The organism is Kitasatospora sp. NPDC005748 (assembly GCF_040630735.1).
Classification (GTDB): Bacteria; Actinomycetota; Actinomycetes; order Streptomycetales; family Streptomycetaceae; genus Kitasatospora.
Genome location: NZ_JBEXYD010000050.1, coordinates 25,245 through 42,388, shown reverse-complemented (window position 1 = coordinate 42,388; position 17,144 = coordinate 25,245). Strand labels below are relative to the sequence as shown.

The 17,144-nt window shown below is 73.5% G+C and carries 15 protein-coding genes; 7 read left to right on the top strand and 8 right to left on the bottom strand.

The window, feature by feature from the left end:
- Positions 1 to 39 precede the first annotated feature (39 nt).
- Positions 40 to 234 (bottom strand): 50S ribosomal protein L35, encoded by a 195-nt coding sequence (gene rpmI / locus ABZ495_RS28115; RefSeq protein ID WP_329486877.1) that lies wholly within the window; start codon positions 232 to 234, stop codon positions 40 to 42.
- A gap of 139 nt (positions 235 to 373) precedes the next feature.
- A complete protein-coding gene (infC, locus tag ABZ495_RS28110) occupies positions 374 to 1,096 on the bottom strand; it encodes a translation initiation factor IF-3 (RefSeq protein WP_359807314.1) in 723 nt (240 codons plus the stop codon).
- Between the two features lie 483 nt (positions 1,097 to 1,579).
- Between infC and ABZ495_RS28105 the strand changes: the two genes are divergently transcribed.
- Positions 1,580 to 1,957: a DUF1844 domain-containing protein gene (locus tag ABZ495_RS28105; RefSeq protein ID WP_329486878.1), complete on the top strand. Its 378-nt coding sequence runs from the start codon at positions 1,580 to 1,582 to the stop codon at positions 1,955 to 1,957.
- A 106-nt stretch (positions 1,958 to 2,063) separates the two neighbouring features.
- Here ABZ495_RS28105 and ABZ495_RS28100 read toward each other — a convergent pair whose 3' ends face one another.
- On the bottom strand, positions 2,064 to 2,807 hold the full coding sequence (locus ABZ495_RS28100) for an SseB family protein (protein ID WP_329486879.1): 744 nt from the start codon (positions 2,805 to 2,807) through the stop codon (positions 2,064 to 2,066).
- A 117-nt stretch (positions 2,808 to 2,924) separates the two neighbouring features.
- Between ABZ495_RS28100 and ABZ495_RS28095 the strand changes: the two genes are divergently transcribed.
- The 3 genes from ABZ495_RS28095 to ABZ495_RS28085 all read left to right on the top strand — a co-directional run bounded on the left by ABZ495_RS28095 (position 2,925) and on the right by ABZ495_RS28085 (position 5,886).
- Positions 2,925 to 4,157 (top strand): amino acid deaminase/aldolase, encoded by a 1,233-nt coding sequence (locus ABZ495_RS28095; protein WP_359807275.1) that lies wholly within the window; start codon positions 2,925 to 2,927, stop codon positions 4,155 to 4,157.
- Positions 4,158 to 4,254: 97 nt separating this feature from the next.
- Complete coding sequence (locus ABZ495_RS28090; protein WP_359807272.1) at positions 4,255 to 4,713, top strand: hypothetical protein; 459 nt, start codon at positions 4,255 to 4,257, stop codon at positions 4,711 to 4,713.
- Between the two features lie 249 nt (positions 4,714 to 4,962).
- A complete protein-coding gene (locus tag ABZ495_RS28085) occupies positions 4,963 to 5,886 on the top strand; it encodes a lytic polysaccharide monooxygenase (RefSeq protein ID WP_359807270.1) in 924 nt (307 codons plus the stop codon).
- A gap of 142 nt (positions 5,887 to 6,028) precedes the next feature.
- Here the strand turns inward: ABZ495_RS28085 and ABZ495_RS28080 are convergent, their stop codons facing one another.
- The 4 genes from ABZ495_RS28080 to ABZ495_RS28065 all read right to left on the bottom strand — a co-directional run bounded on the left by ABZ495_RS28080 (position 6,029) and on the right by ABZ495_RS28065 (position 10,958).
- The gene (locus ABZ495_RS28080; protein ID WP_359838709.1) at positions 6,029 to 7,231 is read right to left on the bottom strand and encodes a DUF2510 domain-containing protein; all 1,203 of its coding nucleotides are present in this window, start codon (positions 7,229 to 7,231) and stop codon (positions 6,029 to 6,031) included.
- Positions 7,232 to 7,374: 143 nt separating this feature from the next.
- Positions 7,375 to 8,181, bottom strand: a complete 807-nt coding sequence (locus ABZ495_RS28075; protein WP_359807265.1) for a 3-oxoacyl-ACP reductase — start codon at positions 8,179 to 8,181, stop codon at positions 7,375 to 7,377.
- A gap of 9 nt (positions 8,182 to 8,190) precedes the next feature.
- Positions 8,191 to 9,558 carry an aldehyde dehydrogenase family protein gene (locus tag ABZ495_RS28070; protein WP_359838708.1) on the bottom strand — a complete coding sequence of 456 codons (1,368 nt, stop codon included), beginning with the start codon at positions 9,556 to 9,558 and terminating at the stop codon, positions 8,191 to 8,193.
- Positions 9,559 to 9,563: 5 nt separating this feature from the next.
- A complete protein-coding gene (locus tag ABZ495_RS28065; protein ID WP_359838706.1) occupies positions 9,564 to 10,958 on the bottom strand; it encodes a glutamine synthetase family protein in 1,395 nt (464 codons plus the stop codon).
- 155 nt (positions 10,959 to 11,113) lie between these two features.
- On the opposite strand from ABZ495_RS28065, the gene ABZ495_RS28060 reads away from it, so the two are divergent.
- From ABZ495_RS28060 to ABZ495_RS28050, 3 genes are all read left to right on the top strand, one after another.
- Positions 11,114 to 11,854 (top strand): gamma-glutamyl-gamma-aminobutyrate hydrolase family protein, encoded by a 741-nt coding sequence (locus tag ABZ495_RS28060; protein ID WP_329486888.1) that lies wholly within the window; start codon positions 11,114 to 11,116, stop codon positions 11,852 to 11,854.
- Between the two features lie 273 nt (positions 11,855 to 12,127).
- Positions 12,128 to 13,207 (top strand): cation diffusion facilitator family transporter, encoded by a 1,080-nt coding sequence (locus ABZ495_RS28055; RefSeq protein WP_359838704.1) that lies wholly within the window; start codon positions 12,128 to 12,130, stop codon positions 13,205 to 13,207.
- 101 nt (positions 13,208 to 13,308) lie between these two features.
- Complete coding sequence (locus ABZ495_RS28050; RefSeq protein WP_329492052.1) at positions 13,309 to 14,211, top strand: 5'-3' exonuclease; 903 nt, start codon at positions 13,309 to 13,311, stop codon at positions 14,209 to 14,211.
- A gap of 68 nt (positions 14,212 to 14,279) precedes the next feature.
- Here the strand turns inward: ABZ495_RS28050 and ABZ495_RS28045 are convergent, their stop codons facing one another.
- A complete protein-coding gene (locus tag ABZ495_RS28045; protein ID WP_359838702.1) occupies positions 14,280 to 17,135 on the bottom strand; it encodes a DEAD/DEAH box helicase in 2,856 nt (951 codons plus the stop codon).
- Positions 17,136 to 17,144: the final 9 nt, after the last annotated feature.

Below are 17,144 nucleotides of genomic sequence, written 5' to 3'. Positions count from 1 at the left end.
AGCTGCCCCGCTCACGGCTCGCGCCGGGCGGGAGGGCGATCACTTGCCGAGAAGCTTCTTGATCTTCTTGGCGTCGGCGGGGGCCACCACGACGGTGCCGGCCAGCTTGCGGGTCAGCGTGGAGGGCTTGTGCTCCAGGAGGTGGCGGCGGCCGGCGCGCTCGCGCAGCACCTTGCCAGAGCCACTGATCTTGAAGCGCTTGCTGGCGCCACTGTGCGTCTTCTGCTTCGGCATTTCGCCGTATCTCCTCGTCGGTCCGTCCACGCCCGCGCGGTGTGCGCCGCGCGGGCGTGAAGGATGGATCTGCGATGACCGGGCGGACGCCCGTTCACCTTGGTGGCCGGTCTCCCGAACCGCCCTGGCCGGTGAAGGCTCAGGCGTCCTGGGAGGCCTCGGCCGGCTGCTCGACCTCGGCGGCGTCGTCCTCGGCGTCGGCCTCGTCGGCCTCCGCCTCGGCCGCGGCGTTCTCGGCCTCAAGCGCTGCGTCCTCGTCGGCCTCGGCGGCGTCGGAGCCGGGGGTGCGGCCCTGACGCTCGGCCTTGCGGGCGTCCGCGATCGCGCGGGCCTCGGCCATCGCCTCGGTCTTCTTCTTGTGCGGGCCGAGAACCATGATCATGTTTCGGCCGTCCTGCTTGGCCGAGGACTCGACGAAGCCCAGGTCCTGGACGTCGTTGGCCAGCCGCTGCAGCAGTCGGAAGCCCAGCTCGGGGCGCGACTGCTCGCGACCGCGGAACATGATCGTGATCTTGACCTTGTCGCCCTGCTTGAGGAACCGAACGACGTGACCCTTCTTGGTGTCATAGTCGTGCGGGTCGATCTTCGGCCGGAGCTTCATCTCCTTGATGACCGTGTGCGCCTGGTTCTTGCGCGCCTCACGGGCCTTCATGGCCGACTCGTACTTGAACTTGCCGTAGTCCATGAGCTTGCACACCGGCGGCCGGGCGGTCGCCGCGACCTCGACGAGGTCGAGGTCGTACTCCTGCGCGAGCTCCAGCGCCTTGGCAAGCGGCACGATGCCGACCTGCTCGCCGCTGGGACCGACGAGTCGCACCTCGGGGACGCGAATCCGGTCGTTGATGCGGGGCTCGGTGCTGATGGGGCCTCCTAGGTTGCACCTTCTGCGATGCGGCCGTCGGACGGCGGTCGCACGTAGTGGACTCGACCACTGGGCGGGGCTTCATTCGTGCTGCGCTGCCTACCTTGCTGATTGGCACTGCATGCACCGCGACACGAAAAAAGCCCCGCTCGGTACAAGCGGGGCTCCACACAACCGGGGGCTGCACCCGGTGAGGGGTGCAGCGGGCGACTCGGCGCCTGGGCGCCCGTCGCGGACCGGGACCCGTCGACCGTGAGGCCGATCGGGTGGGAGACTTTCGCGGTTGCCCTCTCGGGCCTCCTGGGTGGAGCCTCCTCTTGCTGGCCGGGCGCTCCTCAGGAGCTCCTGGCCGGTCAGTCTCGAAGCATACAGCGTTTCGGCCGCGCCCGGTATTCCGCCCCTCGCTCCCCACGGCCCGGCCCCCGGCCGGCCCCCTTGTACGCTCCTCGGGTACGGACACCGGCACGACGGAACGAGCCCCCCTTGAGCAGCGAGCCCACCCAGAACCCCGCCGCGGACGACGAGGCGATCGGTTTCGACGACCTCACCCGGGACATCGCCGAAGTCCCCGCCGTCGAGGTGATCACGACCGTCGCGGTGCACCTGATGAGCGCCGCCGCCGTGAAGTGCGGCCTGGCCGAGGGCGGCGAGGCCGACAAGGACCTCGACGAGGCGCGCAAGCTGATCACCGCGCTGGCCGGGCTGGTCACCGCCGGTGCCCCCGAGATCAGCAACTTCCACGCCGCCCCGCTGCGGGACGGCCTGAAGTCGCTCCAGCTGGCCTTCCGCGAGGCGTCCATCGTGCCGGACGCGCCGGGCACCGGGCCGGGCGAGAAGTTCACCGGGCCGGTCTACGCCTGAACCCCACCGGGACACGGGCGGTGCCCGGGCACCGCGCGTGGGCCGGGCACCGCGCGTGGGCCGGGCACCGCGCGTGGGCCGGGCGCCGCGCGTGGGCCGGGCACCGCTAGCGGCGGTACAGCGGCTCGCCGGGCAACGCGGAGTCGGCCGGCAGCACGGCCAGGTTCAGGCCCCGGTCGAGCCGGACCCGCAGCACCGGGTCGGCCGCGACCGCCTGCCCGATCCGCCGGGCGGCCGCCTGGACGGCCTCCTGGTCCAGCGCCCGGTCCAGCACCACCGCGAGCAGGCCGTCCCCCTCCTGGTAGGGCGCCAGCAGACCGCTCACCACCTGCGGCTCGGCCGCCAGCAGCGCCCGGACGGCCTCGCGCACCTCGGGGTCGCGCACCGGCGGCAGGTACGGCCGGTTCTCCGCCAGCGCGCGCAGCCGGGCCCCGGACAGCCGGTACGGCACCGGGCCGGCCGGGTCGATCAGCAGGGTGTCCGCGCGCTCGGAGTAGGCGACCATCGCGGCCTGCGGGGCGGCGACCGGTGCCGGGCGGGCGTCGGCGCGCCAGCGGGTCAGCGCCTCCATCGAGGTGAAGGCCGGCAGCGCCCGCCGGCCGTCCGCGGCCTCGATCACCGGGACGGCCATGTCACTGGTCTTCTCGTGCTTGTGCCCGTGCTCGTCCAGCTCCACCTCGCCGAGGACGGCGACGATCGGGACCATCAGCCGGGTCGGCGTCAGCGCCGCGAGCACCTCCGGCTCGGCCCCGGGCTCCTGCGACCAGCGCGCGAGCGCCTCGGCGAGTGCCGGGTCGGCGGTGCCGTCGTCGGCGGCGAATCCTGGGTTCGGAATGTTCTTGCGGTCCACCCGGCCGACCCTATGCCACCTCACACCCGCCGCCGGGGCGAGGCGGATCCGCGCCGTCGGGGTGGATCGTCCGCCGCAGGCCTACCCACCGGTAGCGGGGTGTGGCACTCTGCGCCCATGGCCACGCTCGAAGCTGCTGCCCGTACCGCCGCCGTGCCCTCGCCGGCCGCCGACCGAGCCCGGTACGACCGGGCCACCGCCCATCTCGACGGCCCGGTGGCCGTCGTCGACCTCGCGGCCTTCGACGCCAACGCGGCCGACCTGGTCCACCGGGCGGCCGGCAAGCCGGTCCGGGTGGCCAGCAAGTCGGTGCGCTGCCGCGCCCTGCTGGAGCGGGTGCTGACCATGGACGGCTTCGCCGGGGTGATGAGCTTCACCCTCGGCGAGTCGCTCTGGCTGGCCCGCACGGGCGTCCGCGACGTCCTGCTGGCCTACCCCTCGACGGACCGCTCCGGCTTCGCCGAACTGACCGGCGATCCGGAGCTGGCCGCCGCCGTCACCGTGCTGGTCGACGACCCGGCCCAGCTCGACCTGATCGACGCGGCCCGGACCGGCCCCGCCGAGGTCCGGGTCTGCCTGGAGCTGGACACCGCGCTGCAACTGTTCGGCGGGCGGGTGCGGGTCGGCGCCCGGCGCTCGCCGATGCGCACGCCCGAGGACCTCGGGGCCTTCGCCGAGCTGGTGCAGCGCCGCCGCGGGTTCCGGGTGGTCGGGCTGATGGCCTACGAGGGACACATCGCCGGGGTGGGCGACAGCGTGCCCGGGCGGCCGGTGCGCTCCCGGATGATCCGGCTGATGCAGGCGAAGGCCCGGGCCGAGCTGGCCGAGCGGCGCGCGGCGACGGTCCGGCGGCTGCGCCGGGTGACCGAGCTGGAGTTCGTCAACGGCGGCGGCACCGGCAGCGTCGAGTCGACCGTGGCGGAGCGGGCGGTCACCGAGGTGGCGGCGGGCTCGGGGCTGTACCTGCCGCGGCTGTTCGACAACTACCGCTCGTTCCGGGGCCGGCCGGCCGCGCTGTTCGGCCAGCCGGTGGTGCGTCGGCCCGGCTTCGGGGTGGTGACGGTGCTCGGCGGCGGCTACCCGGCCTCCGGCGCGGCCGGGCCGGACCGCTCGCCGGTGCCCCACCTGCCGCCCGGGCTGCGCTACGACCCGATGGAGGGGGCCGGCGAGGTGCAGACCCCGCTGCTCGGCGCGGCCGCCGACGACCTGCTGATCGGGGACCGGGTCTGGTTCCGGCACGCCAAGGCGGGCGAGCTGTGCGAGCGCTTCGCCGAGCTGCACCTGATCGAGGGCGAGCGGGTGGTGCGCACCGTCCCGACCTACCGGGGCGAGCAGCGGACCTTCCTCTGACCACCGGGTACGCCACCACGGCCGAACGGGCCGCCGCGGCGCCCTCGTTGCCCTACGGTGGTTCTCGACAGGACCGGACGCGACGTCAGGGGGGGCCATGGAGGCCGAGATCGTGCAGGGGCTGGTGACCTCGGGTGCCACCACCCTGGTCGGGCTGATGGCCACCGAGGCCTGGAACCAGGCGCGTTCGCGCTTCGCGGCGCTGTTCGGGCGGGGCGAGACCGACGAGGCGGAGGCCGCGGCCCTGGAGCGCTCGCGGACGGTCATCGCCCGCGCCCGGGAGACCGGTGACACCGGGGCCGTCGACGACCTGACCGGCACCTGGCGCGGCCGGCTCCGCCAGGCACTCCTGGAGAACCCCGAGGTGGCCGACGAACTCCGCGCCATCCTGGCGGAGTTCGAGCCGCGGCTGCCCGCACCGGGCGGCGAGTCCCTGAACAACACCATCACCGGCGGAACGATGCACGGCATGGTGATCCAGGCCAAGAACGTGCACGGGGGCGCGCACTTCCACCAGTACGGGCAGGGCCCGGGCCGGCCTTCCGGCGGCCGCTGACCTTTTCCCGGCCTTTCCCCCACCTTAAGAAGGCCCGAGGGGCGCCCGAACTCCGGCGCCCCCCGGGCCTCTGTGCTGCGCGTACGGCTACAGTCCGTCAAAAAGTACGCCACAACGGGCTATTGCCAGTTGGTCTAGTCCAATCATACGCTCAGCCCGGGCCCCGCGCGCCGGGCCGGCGGGCCCCGGGCAGACGTGCCCACTCCCCCACACTCTCGGCCCGGAACACGGTCAAGGAGTCCCCACCCCATGTCCATCAAGAGAAGCGCTCTGTCCCTCGGCGTCATAGGCGCCGCGGTCCTCGCCGTTTCGACGACCGCCGCCGGCACCGCCAGCGCCCACGGTGCCATGACCAACCCGGTCAGCCGCATCGCGGCCTGCTACGCCGAAGGGCCGGAGACTCCCAAGTCCCAGGTCTGCAAGGACCTCGTGGCGATGAGCGGCACCCAGCCGCTGTACGACTGGAACGAGGTCAACATCGCCAACGCGAACGGCAACCACCAGGCGCTGATCCCGGACGGCAAGCTCTGCTCGGCCAACCGCGACAAGTACAAGGCGCTCGACATGCCCCGCACCGACTGGCCGGCCACCCCGGTCAGCGCCGGTTCGTTCGCCTTCAAGTTCCGCGTCACCGCGGCGCACGTCGGCACCCAGACCGTCTACATCACCAAGGCCGGCTACGACCCGACCAAGCCGCTGAAGTGGTCCGACCTGGAGTCGGCCCCGGTCGCCCAGGTGCAGGTCACCCGTACCGCCACCGACGGCTACTACACCTACACGGGGACGCTGCCGCAGCGCACCGGCCGCCAGCTGCTGTACATGGTCTGGCAGCGCAGCGACAGCCCGGAGGCGTTCTACAGCTGCTCCGACGTCGACTTCGGCAAGACGGCGGCCGCCGTGGACCAGCCCGTGTCGGCGCTCGCCGCGCAGGCCCCGGCCGCGCCGAGCGAGGCGCAGATCGCCGCCGGCCAGTCCCGGTCCACCGTTTCCCACCACGGGCACGGCGGCAACGCGAACGAGCCGGCGGGCGCGGTGGTGCCGACCGCCAGCGCGGCCGTCGGCGGCTCGCCCACCGGTCCGCTGCTGCTGGCCGGCGCCGCCGCGATCAGCGTCGGCTGGGCCGGCATGGTGCTCCGGCGCCGTCGCTTCGAGGCTGTTCGACGCGACTCCTGACCGCCGGAGGCCTGGGCCGGACCGCACACCGCCCCCCGTGCGGTCCGGCCCAGGCGATCCCCAGCTCGGCGTGTGAACACGGCGGCGGCCCACCCGGAGGACGTGTCCGGGTGGGCCGCCGTACGTGAGCGGAGCGGTGCGATCAGGTGGTGGCGGTACCGGTGCCCCCGCCGGGGCCGGCGCCGCCGCCCGGGAAGGCGGGCAGCTTGCCGGTGTAGGCGGCGATGCCCTTGACGATGGTGTCCATCACGGCGACGTCGGGCGCCTTGTCGGCGATGTCGAAGCCGAGGTGGACGGAGATCAGCGACTTGCCGTCGGTGGACGGGAAGACGACGGTCTGCACGTAGCCGTCGTTGCCCTTCGCCGCGTCGACCTTCCAGCGGACCAGGTAGCCGTCCCGGCCGTCGACCTTGACCGCCTCGGACTTCAGCTCCTGGTGCGAGTTGAGGTCGTTGTACGAGTCCTTGGCGGCCTTCTCGATGTCGGCCTTGGCCGCCGCCTGGACGTCGGTGCCGCCGGCGACCACACCCGTGTTGGCACCGCCCAGCGAGCAGCTGCCGCCCCCGTCACAGGTGTAGGCGCCGACACTCAGCGCGGCGAAGCCGTCCGGGGTGGTACCGCCCTGCCAGCCGGAGGGGACGGGCAGGGTGATCCGGTTCACCAGGTCGGCGGCGGTGTCACTGCCCTGGGAGGTGCCGTCGTTCCCGCCGTTGCCCTGGCCGCCGTTGCCCTGGCCACCGTTGCCCTGGCCGCTGCCGCCGTTGCCCCGGCCCTGGCCGTTGCCCTTGCCGCCGTTGCCGTTGCCGTTGCCGTTGCCGTTGCCCTGACCGCTTCCGCCGTTGCCGCCCTGGCCACCGTCGTTACCGGGGCCGCCCAGGTCGGGCAGACCGCCCCACGGGCCTTCCTCGCCGATCGGCGGGGCCTGCCGCGAGGTGCGGTGCGTGGCACGCGGCTCGCCGTGGCCGTCCATCGCCAGGTAGGTGATCCCGGAGCCGGCGCCGAGGCCCAGCAGGGCCGCGACGGTGGCCGCGATCACCAGCTTGGACGGCCTGCGCCTGGTCGTGGGCGCCGGGGGTGCGATGGCGCCGTAGGCGGCGCCGAAGGGGGGCGGCTCCGGGTAGCGGACCGTCGGCCCGCTCCCCAGCACCTCCCCCTCCAGCACCCGGGTCTCGGCGGTCTCGTCCGGCCCCGGGGCCGCGGGAGCCACCGGCTCCGGCGGGGCGTCCGAGGGTGCGGGCCGGGTGTCGGCCGTCCAGCCCTTACCGTCCCACCAGCGCTGCGGTCGCGGATCGCTGGTGGTGTCCTTCGGGTCCGGGTACCACCCGGCGGGAATCTGCTCGCTCACGTCAGAGAATCTAAAGGCAGCCGGATAAACGCGATATCAGCGCGACCGCCGATTTCCGGCATTCTCCATGAGATTACGGTGAGAAGGCCGAACGAAGGCCCCGATCGGCCCCGGATCAGCCCCCGGTCGGCCCCGGATCGACTCTAGACCGGGGTCACATAGGCACCGGCGATGCCTCCGTCGACCAGGAACTCGCTCGCCGTGATGAAGGACGAATCGTCGCTGGCGAGGAAGGCGACCGCGGCCGCGATCTCCTCGGGCCGGGCGAAGCGGCCGAGCGGAATGTGCACCAGCCGGCGGGCCGCCCGCTCCGGGTCCGCGGCGAACAGCTCGCGCAGCAGCGGGGTGTCCACCGGCCCCGGCGAGAGCGCGTTGACCCGGATGCCCTCGCGGGCGAACTGCACGCCCAGCTCGCGGGACATCGCCAGCACCCCGCCCTTGGAGGCGGTGTAGGAGATCTGCGAGGTGGCCGCGCCCATCCGGGCCACGAAGCTGGCGGTGTTGATGATCGAACCGCGCCCGTGCCGCCGCATGTACGGCAGCGCCGCCTTGCAGCAGAGGTAGACCGAGGTCAGGTTGACCTCCTGGACCCTGCGCCAGGCGGCCGGCTCCGTGGTCAGGATGGAGCCGTCCTCGGGCGGCGAGATGCCCGCGTTGTTGAAGGCGACGTCCACGCTGCCGTACGTCTCGTAGGCCTGGTCGAAGAGCGCCTCGACCATGTACGGGTCGGTCACGTCGGTGTGCACGAAGAGGCCGCCGACCTCCTGGGCGGCCGCCTCGCCGGTCGGCTCGTCGACATCGGCGCACACGACCTTCGCCCCCTCGGAGGCGAGCCGGCGGGCGGCGGCCAGGCCGATGCCGCTGCCCGCGCCGGTGATCACGGCGGTACGGCCGACCAGGCGTCGGCAGACCGGGCCGTCCTTCCCGGCCGCGGCAGGCTTCTCGCTCATGGCTGGCTCCTACTCCTCGCTCTGGATGAACACGTTCTTGGTCTCGGTGAAGGGGACCAGCGCGTCCGGCCCGAGCTCCCGGCCGACGCCGGACTCGCCGAACCCGCCGAAGGGCGTCCAGTACCGCACCGAGGAGTGCGAGTTGACCGAGAGGCTGCCCGCCGCGACGCCCCGGGCCAGGCGCAGCGCGCGACCGACGTCCCGCGTCCAGATGGACCCGGAGAGTCCGTAGCGGGTCCCGTTGGCCAGCCGCAGGGCGTCCGCCTCGCCGTCGAAGGGGAGCACCACCGCGACCGGGCCGAAGATCTCCTCCGTCGCCGCGGGCACGGTCGGGTCGGTGGGCGCGAGCACGGTCGGCGGGTACCAGAAGCCGGGGCCGTCGGGGACCGCGCCACGGGCCAGCACCGGCAGCTCGGGGGTGACGTAGGAGGCGACCCGGCGGACCTGGGCGGCGGAGATCAGCGGGCCGAGCTCGGTGGCCGGGTCGGCCGGGTCCCCGGTGCGGACGGCCTCGACGGCGGGCAGCAGCAGGGCGAGGAAGTCGTCGAGGACCTCGCGCTGGACCAGGATGCGGCTGCGCGCGCAGCAGTCCTGGCCGCTGTTGTCGAGGAAGGACATCGGGTCGGCGGCGCGGGCGAGGTCGGCGTCCGCGAAGACGATGTTGGGGCTCTTGCCGCCGAGTTCGAGGGTGACCCGCTTGGCCTGGGCGGCGCACCGGGCGGCGACCTCCTTGCCGACCAGGGTCGAGCCGGTGAAGACGATCTTGCGGACGGCAGGGTGGTCGACCAGCGCCCGGCCGGTGGTGGCGCCGGCCCCGGGGACGACCTGGAACAGGCCCTCCGGGAGCCCGGCGGCGAGGGCGAGTTCGGCCAGCCGCAGCGCGGTGAGCGGGGTGGCCTCGGCGGGTTTGAGGAGGACGGCGTTGCCCGCGGCCAGGGCCGGGGCGAAGCCCCAGGCGGCGATCGGCATCGGGAAGTTCCACGGGGCGATCACCCCGACCACGCCGATCGGCTCGTGGAAGGTGACGTCCAGGCCGCCGGCCACCGGGATCTGGCGGCCGGTCAGCCGCTCCACCCCGCCGGCGGCGTACTCCAGCAGGTCGCGGACATTGCCGGCCTCCCAGCGGGCGTTGCCCACGGTGTGCCCGGCCTCGCTCACCTCCAGGGCGGCCAGCTCGGGGATGTGCACCTCGACCTGGTCGGCGAAGCGGCGCAGCAGCCGGGCGCGTTCGCCGGGGGCGAGCGCGGCCCAGCCCTGCTGGGCCTTGAGGGCGAGCTGGACGGCGGCGTCCAGCCGCGCCGGGGTGGTGTCCGGGACGGTGCCGAGCACCTCCCCGGTGGCCGGGTTGAGGACGGTGCTGACGGCGGGACTCCCCACGCGGCTCACATCCGCTCGAAGGATCGGTAGCGCTCCCAGTCGGTGACGGCGCTGTCGTACGCGGACTGCTCGACCCGGGCCATGTGCAGGTAGTGCTCCACGACGTCGTTGCCGAAGGCGGCGCGGGCGAGCTCGCTCTGCGACCAGCGGTCGGCGGCCTCGCGCAGCGAGCCGGGCACCCGGGTGTACTCGTCGACGGCGTAGGCGTTGCCCAGGCAGGGCGTGGGCAGTTCGAGCTTCTGCTGGAGGCCGTGCAGACCGGCGGCGATCATGCCCGCCACGGCGAGGTACGGGTTGACGTCGCCCCCGGGGACGCGGTTCTCCATCCGCAGGCTCGGACCGCGGCCGACCACCCGGTAGGCGCACGTGCGGTTGTCGCGGCCCCAGGCGACGGCGGTCGGGGCGAAGGAGCCGGGCCGGTAGCGCTTGTAGGAGTTGATGTTGGGCGCGTAGAGCACGCTGAACTCGCGCAGGGCGACGAGCTGGCCGGCCAGGAAGTGCCGCATGGTGTCGGTCATCCGGCCGTCGCGGTCGGCGAAGGCCGGGGCGCCGCCCGGGACGCGGAGGTCCCGCAGCGAGAGGTGGATGTGGCAGCTGTTGCCCTCGCGCTCGTCGTACTTGGCCATGAAGGTGAGTGCGCAGCCCTGCTGGGCGGCGATCTCCTTGGCGCCGGTCTTGTAGACGCTGTGCTGGTCGCAGGTGGTGAGGGCGTCGGCGTAGCGGAAGGCGATCTCGTGCTGGCCGAGGTTGCACTCGCCCTTGGCCGACTCGACGACGAGGCCGGCGCCGGCCATCTCGTTGCGGATCCGGGCGAGCAGCGGCTCGACCCGGGCGGTGCCGAGCAGCGAGTAGTCGACGTTGTACTGGTTGGCCGGGGTGAGGCCGCGGTAGCCGCCGAGCCAGGCCTGTTCGTAGGTGTCGCGGAAGACCAGGAACTCCAGCTCGGTGCCGATGTCGGCCGCCAGGCCGTACTCGGCGAGGCGCTCGATCTGACGCCGCAGCACCTGCCGGGGCGCGGTGTCGACGGGGTGGCCGCCGTGCCGGGCGAGGTCGGCGGTGACCTGGGCGGTGCCGGGCTGCCAGGGGGTGAGCCGGAGCGTGCCGAGGTCGGGGCGCATGGCGAAGTCGCCGTAGCCCGTCTCCCAGGAGGACTGGGCGTAGCCGTCGACGGTATTGAGGTCGATGTCGACGGCGAGCAGGTAGTCGCAGGCCTCGGCGCCGTGCTCGGCGACCTCGTCGAGGAAGAACCGGGCGGCGAAGCGCTTGCCCTGGAGCCGGCCCTGCATGTCGGTGAAGGCGAGCGCGACGGTGTGGATCTCGCCGGCGTCGACCAGCGTGCGCAGCTCGCCGAGGGTGAGCGGCGCGCGCGGCCGCGCGGTCGCGGCGGTGTTGTCGGGCATGACGGGACCCTCCCCTTCGCTCACTCAGCGAGATCACACGGTCACAGCGAACCGTACGGCCTGCCACGGACAGCGCGGAAGAGGGCGGGCGGGTGTGGCGCGCCGATACGCGTGGTTGACGGGGTATCAGGCGGGGCTGGAGGAGAATGCGCGCCATGGATCGCAGGCCTTTCATCGGCGTCAGCACCTACCAGGTGGACGTGAGTTGGAGCGACTGGCGGAACCGCCCGGTGGCACTGGTGCCCGAGCGGTACACCGCGTACGTGCGGGATTCGGGCGGGATCGCGCTCCTGCTGCCGCCGGACTCCCCGGAGCGCGCGCCGGAGGTGCTCGCCCGGCTGGACGCCCTGGTCATCACGGGCGGACCGGACATCGACCCGGCGTACTACGGGCAGCCGCCGCACCCGCTGACCGAGGCGGACTCGCCGGAGCGGGACCAGTGGGAGTCGGCGCTGCTGCGGGCGGCCCTGGCGGCGGGCATGCCGCTGCTGGGCATCTGCCGGGGCATGCAGGTGCTGAACGTGGTCTGCGGCGGCTCGCTCGTCCAGCACCTCCCGGACGTGGTGCACCCCGACGTGCACGCCGGGACGCCCGGCACGTACGGGGAGCACACGGTGCGGCCGGTGCCCGGGACGCTCCTCGGCGGGCTGCTGCCGGAGAGCGAACTGACCGTGCCGACCTTCCACCACCAGGCGGTGGACCGGCTCGGCGCGGGGCTGCGGGTGAGCGCGCACGCGCCGGACGGCACCGTGGAGGCGGTGGAGGGACCGGGGTTCACCCTCGGGGTGCAGTGGCACCCCGAGCAGGGGGACGACCTGCGGGTGATGCAGGCCCTGGTCCGGGCTGCGACGGCGGCCCGGACGGTCCCGCTGGAGCCGGTCGGCGCGCTCGGTTAGACCCACCCGGCCCGCCGGGCGGTCACGGCCACCGGTCCGGTGGGCCCCGCGGTCACCGCGTCGGCCGCCACGGTGGGGCCGAGCCGTCCGACCTGCCCGATTCCCGTTTTCCCTGCTCAGCGGTGGTGCGGCGGCACCGGGCGGGGGTCGCGCCGCGGCAATGACAACGGTCTCCAGTGCAGTCTTTGGATCTTCCTTCGATCTGCGGTTCACTTCGACTGCGGGGCGTTCGCCTCCCTGCCTCCACCCCCGCGCGTCCAGGAGAGGACTTCGATGGCCGGGCACGACCACTCCCCCGATGATCATGCGCATGACCACCGGCACGGCGACGGGCCCGCGCGGAGCGGGCACGGCGGGCACGGTCACGGCGCGCACGGTCACGGCGGGCACTCGCACGGCGTGGCCGTCGACGCCGACCGCCGCTGGCTGGTGAGCGCCCTCGCGCTGATCGTGGTGTTCATGGCCGGCGAGGTGGTGGTCGGCTTCGCCGCCGGGTCGCTGGCGCTGATCTCCGACGCGGCGCACATGCTCACCGACGCCGCCTCGATCGTGCTGGCCCTGGTGGCGATGCGACTGTCCGCCCGCCCGGCCCGCGGCGGCTACACCTACGGGCTCAAGCGCGCCGAGATCCTCTCCGCCCAGGCGAACGGCGTCACCCTGCTGGTCCTCTCGGCCTGGCTGGGCTACGAGGCCGTCACCCGGCTGATCGACCCGCCGGACGTGACCGGCTCGCTGGTGCTGGTCACCGCGCTGATCGGGATCGTGGTCAACCTGGCCGCCGCCTGGTGCATGTCCAAGGCCAACCGCAGCTCGCTCAACGTCGAGGGCGCCTTCCAGCACGTGGTCACCGACCTCTACGCGTTCATCGCCACCGCCGTCGCCGGCGCGGTGATGCTGACCACCGGGTTCGCCCGGGCGGACGCGATCGCCTCGCTGATCGTGGTGGCGCTGATGCTGAAGGCCGGCATCGGCCTGGTCCGCGCCTCCGGGCGGATCTTCCTGGAGGCCGCCCCGGCCGGCGTCGACCCGGACGCGGTGGCGGACCGGCTGGTCGCCCAGCCGCTGGTGGAGGAGATCCACGACCTGCACATCTGGGAGATCACCTCCGGCCAGCCGGCCCTGTCGGCGCACATCCTGGTCACCCCGGGCGGTGACTGCCACGCCGTCCGCCGGGAGCTGCAGCGCCGGCTGGCGGGCGAGTACGGGATCACCCACAGCACCCTCCAGGTCGACCACGTCGGCGAGGACGAGGCGGGCGCCCTGCTGCAGATCACCACCCCCGCCGGCGACCTCCCCGAGCACTGCGCCGACTCGCACGGCCCGGTCCACCGCGCCGGACCGCACGAGCACTGAGCCCGGGGCGCCGAAGCCGGGACAGCGGACCCCGGAGCGCCGGAACCGGCGGGCTGTCGGCCGGGTACGGCATGATCTGAGACGTGACCGCACCGCGACTGATGCTGCTCGACTCCGCCAGCCTGTACTTCCGGGCCTACTACGGCGTGCCGGACTCCCTGCGCTCCCCGCAGGGCGAACCGGTCAACGCCGTCCGGGGCCTGCTGGACTTCATCGCCCGACTGGTCCAGGACCACCGGCCCGACCAGCTGGTCGCCTGCATGGACGCCGACTGGCGCCCCCAGTGGCGGGTCGACCTCGTGCCCTCCTACAAGACGCACCGGGTCGCCGAGGCGGCCGTGGACGGCGAGGAGGAGGTGCCGGACACGCTCGCCCCGCAGGTACCGGTGATCGAGCAGGTGCTGGACGCGCTCGGCATCGCCCGGGTCGGCTCCCCCGGCTACGAGGCGGACGACGTGATCGGCACCCTCACCGCCCGGGCCGAGGGCCCGGTGCAGATCGTCACCGGGGACCGCGACCTCTTCCAGCTGGTCGACGACGCCCGCGGGATCACCGTGCTTTACCCGGTCAAGGGGATGGGGAACCTCCAGGTCACCGACGACGCGCTGCTGCTGGAGAAGTACGGCGTGCGCGGCGCCCGGTACGCCGACATGGCCGCCCTGCGCGGCGACCCCAGCGACGGCCTGCCCGGCGTCAAGGGGATCGGCGAGAAGACGGCCGCCCAGCTGATCAACGAGTACGGCGACCTCCCGGCGATCCGGGCCGCCGCCCTCGACATCCGCTCGAAGCTCACCCCGGCCCGCCGGCGCAACATCGTCGAGGGCGCGGCCTACCTGGACGTCGCCCCGACCGTGGTCCGGGTCGCCGCCGACGCGCCGCTGCCGCCCTTCGACCCGGCCCTCCCGCGCGAGCCGCTGGACCCGATGACCCTGGAGGAGCTCTCCGCCCGCTGGGGCCTCGGCACGTCCCTGGAGCGAGTCCTGGCCGTCCTCGCGGCGCGCTGACACCCCGGCAGCACAGCACGAAGGGGGGCCGTCGTCGATGACCACGGCCCCCCTTCGGCGTGCGACGGTCAGCCCACCGAGGAGTAGGCGATGATGCCGCGGCGGAGGCCGTCGACGGCCTTGCGGGCCGTCCGGCGGAGCTCGGCGTCCTCGCCGGCGGCGTCCTGGATCTGGCCGAGCACGTCGATCAGCTGCTTGGTCCAGCGGACGAAGTCACCGGCCGGCATGTCGGCGTCGCGCAGCACCGAGTCCAGGTTGTGGCCGAGGGCCCAGCGGTACGCGGCCCAGGCGAAGCCGACGTCCGGCTCGCGCTGCCCGACGCCCTCGGCGGTGTTGATCCGGTGCTGCTCCTCCAGGGCGTCCAGGTGGCCCCAGATCCGGATCATCTGGCCGAGTGCCTCCTTGGTGCCGCCCTCGGGCACCCGGGGGGCGGCGGCGTCGTCGGACTGCCGGGACTCGTAGACCAGCGCCGAGGCGCAGGCCGCCAGCTCGGCGGCGGCCAGACCGCTCCAGACGCCCTCGCGGATGCACTCGGAGGCGAGCAGGTCCAGCTCGCCGTAGAGCCGGCCGAGCCGCTTGCCGTCGTCGGTGACGGTGTCGCCCCGGAGGTAGCCGAGGTCGGTGAGCAGGCCGCAGACCCGGTCGAAGGTGCGGGCGATGGTGTGGGTGCGGGAGCGCATCCGGCGCTCCAGCTGCTCGGTGTCGCGGTGCAGCCGGTGGTAGCGCTCGGCCCAGCGCGCGTGGTCCTCACGCTCGTCGCAGCCGTGGCACGGGTGCTGGCGCAGGGCGGCGCGCAGCCGGCTGATCTCCGCGTCGTCGGCGGCGGCCGCGCGGCCCTTGCGGAACCGCTCGGGCTCCAGGTGGCCGGCCTTGGTGCGCAGCGCGGAGGCGAGGTCGCGCCGGGACTGCGGGCTGCGCGGGTTGAAGGACTTGGGGATGCGCACCCGCTCCAGGGCCGCGACCGGGTGCGGGAAGTCGATCATGGCGAGCCGCTTGACCTGCCGCTCGGCGGTGAGCACCACCGGGCGCGGGCCGTCCTGGAAGTCGGGGTGGCGCGAGCCGACCCGGCCGTTGCGGCTGACCGGCGGCAGGCCCGGGTCGAGGACGAGCGCGAGACCGGCGAACTTGCCGGTGGGGACGTGGATGACGTCGCCCGGCTTGAGCTGCTCGATGGACTCGACGGCGGCCGCGCGGCGCTGGCTGCTGCCCTCGCGGGCCAGCTCGTTCTCGCGGTCCTTGAGCTGGTGGCGCAGGCCCATGTACTCGTCGAAGTCGCCCAGGTGGCAGGTCATGGACGCGCGGTAGCCGTCCAGGCCCTCCTCGTTGCGCTGGACCTGGCGGGCGATGCCGACCACCGAGCGGTCCGCCTGGAACTGCGCGAAGGACGTCTCCAGCAGCTCGCGGGAGCGGTGCCGGCCGAACTGCGAGACCAGGTTGACGGCCATGTTGTACGAGGGCCGGAAGGACGACTTCAGCGGGTAGGTGCGGGTGCCGGCCAGGCCGGCCAGCGCCTCCGGGTCGAGCCCGCGCTGCCAGAGCACCACGGCGTGGCCCTCGATGTCGATCCCGCGGCGGCCGGCCCGGCCGGTGAGCTGGGTGTACTCGCCGGGGGTGATGTCGGCGTGCGTCTCGCCGTTCCACTTGACCAGCTTCTCCATGACCACCGAGCGGGCGGGCATGTTGATGCCGAGGGCCAGTGTCTCGGTCGCGAAGACGGCCTTGACCAGACCCTTCACGAAGAGCTCCTCGACCACCTCCTTGAACCGCGGCAGCATCCCCGCGTGGTGGGCGGCGATGCCGCGCTCCAGCCCGTCGAGCCACTCGAAGTAGCCGAGGACGTGCAGGTCCTCGTCGGGGATGTCGGCGCAGCGCTCCTCGACGATGGCCCGCACCCGGCCCCGGTCCTCCTCCTTGTTGAGGCGCAGCCCGGAGCTGAGGCACTGCTGGACGGCGGCCTCGCAGCCGGCCCGGCTGAAGATGAAGGTGATCGCGGGGAGCAGGCCCTCGGCGTCGAGCCGGTCGATGACGTCGACCCGGCCGGGCGTCCAGACCTTGCCCGGGCGGCCGTTGGGCATCGAGCGGCCCCGGCCGCGGCCGAACCGGTCGCGCGGGTTGCGGTCCAGCTCGGAGCGGGCGAGCCGGACCAGCTCGGGGTTGACGGCCTTGGCCGGGTTGCGCGGGGCGTCCTTGGGGCGGCCGTCGCGGTCCGGGTTGGCGAACAGGTCGTACATCCGGTTGCCGGCCATGACGTGCTGCCACAGCGGTACGGGGCGGTGTTCGGAGACGATCACCTTGGTGCCGCCGCGCACGGTGTCCAGCCAGTCGCCGAACTCCTCGGCGTTGGAGACGGTCGCGGAGAGCGAGGCCAGCACCACCGACTCGGGGAGGTGGATGATGACCTCCTCCCAGACGGCGCCGCGGAAGCGGTCGGCGAGGTAGTGCACCTCGTCCATCACCACGTAGCCGAGGCCGCTGAGCGAGGAGGAGCCGGCGTAGAGCATGTTGCGCAGCACTTCGGTGGTCATGACCACCACGGGGGCGTCCCCGTTGACGCTGTTGTCACCGGTCAGCAGACCGACCTTGGCCGCGCCGTAGCGCTTGACCAGGTCCCCGTACTTCTGGTTCGAGAGCGCCTTGATGGGCGTGGTGTAGAAGCACTTGCGCCCGGACTGGAGGGCGAGGTGCACGGCGAACTCGCCGACGATCGTCTTGCCGGAGCCGGTGGGCGCGGCGACCAGGACGCCGTCGCCGCCCTCCAGCGCCCGGCAGGCCTCCAGCTGGAAGTCGTCCAGCGGGAAGTCGTAGAGCTGCTGGAAGCCGTACAGGGCGCTGGCCTGCTCCTTGGCCCGGCGGCGGAAGGCCGCGTACGCCTCGGCGGGGCTGAGCTCCCGGTCTTCGGGCTGCTCGGGCTCAGGGGTGTTCATCGCCGTCCG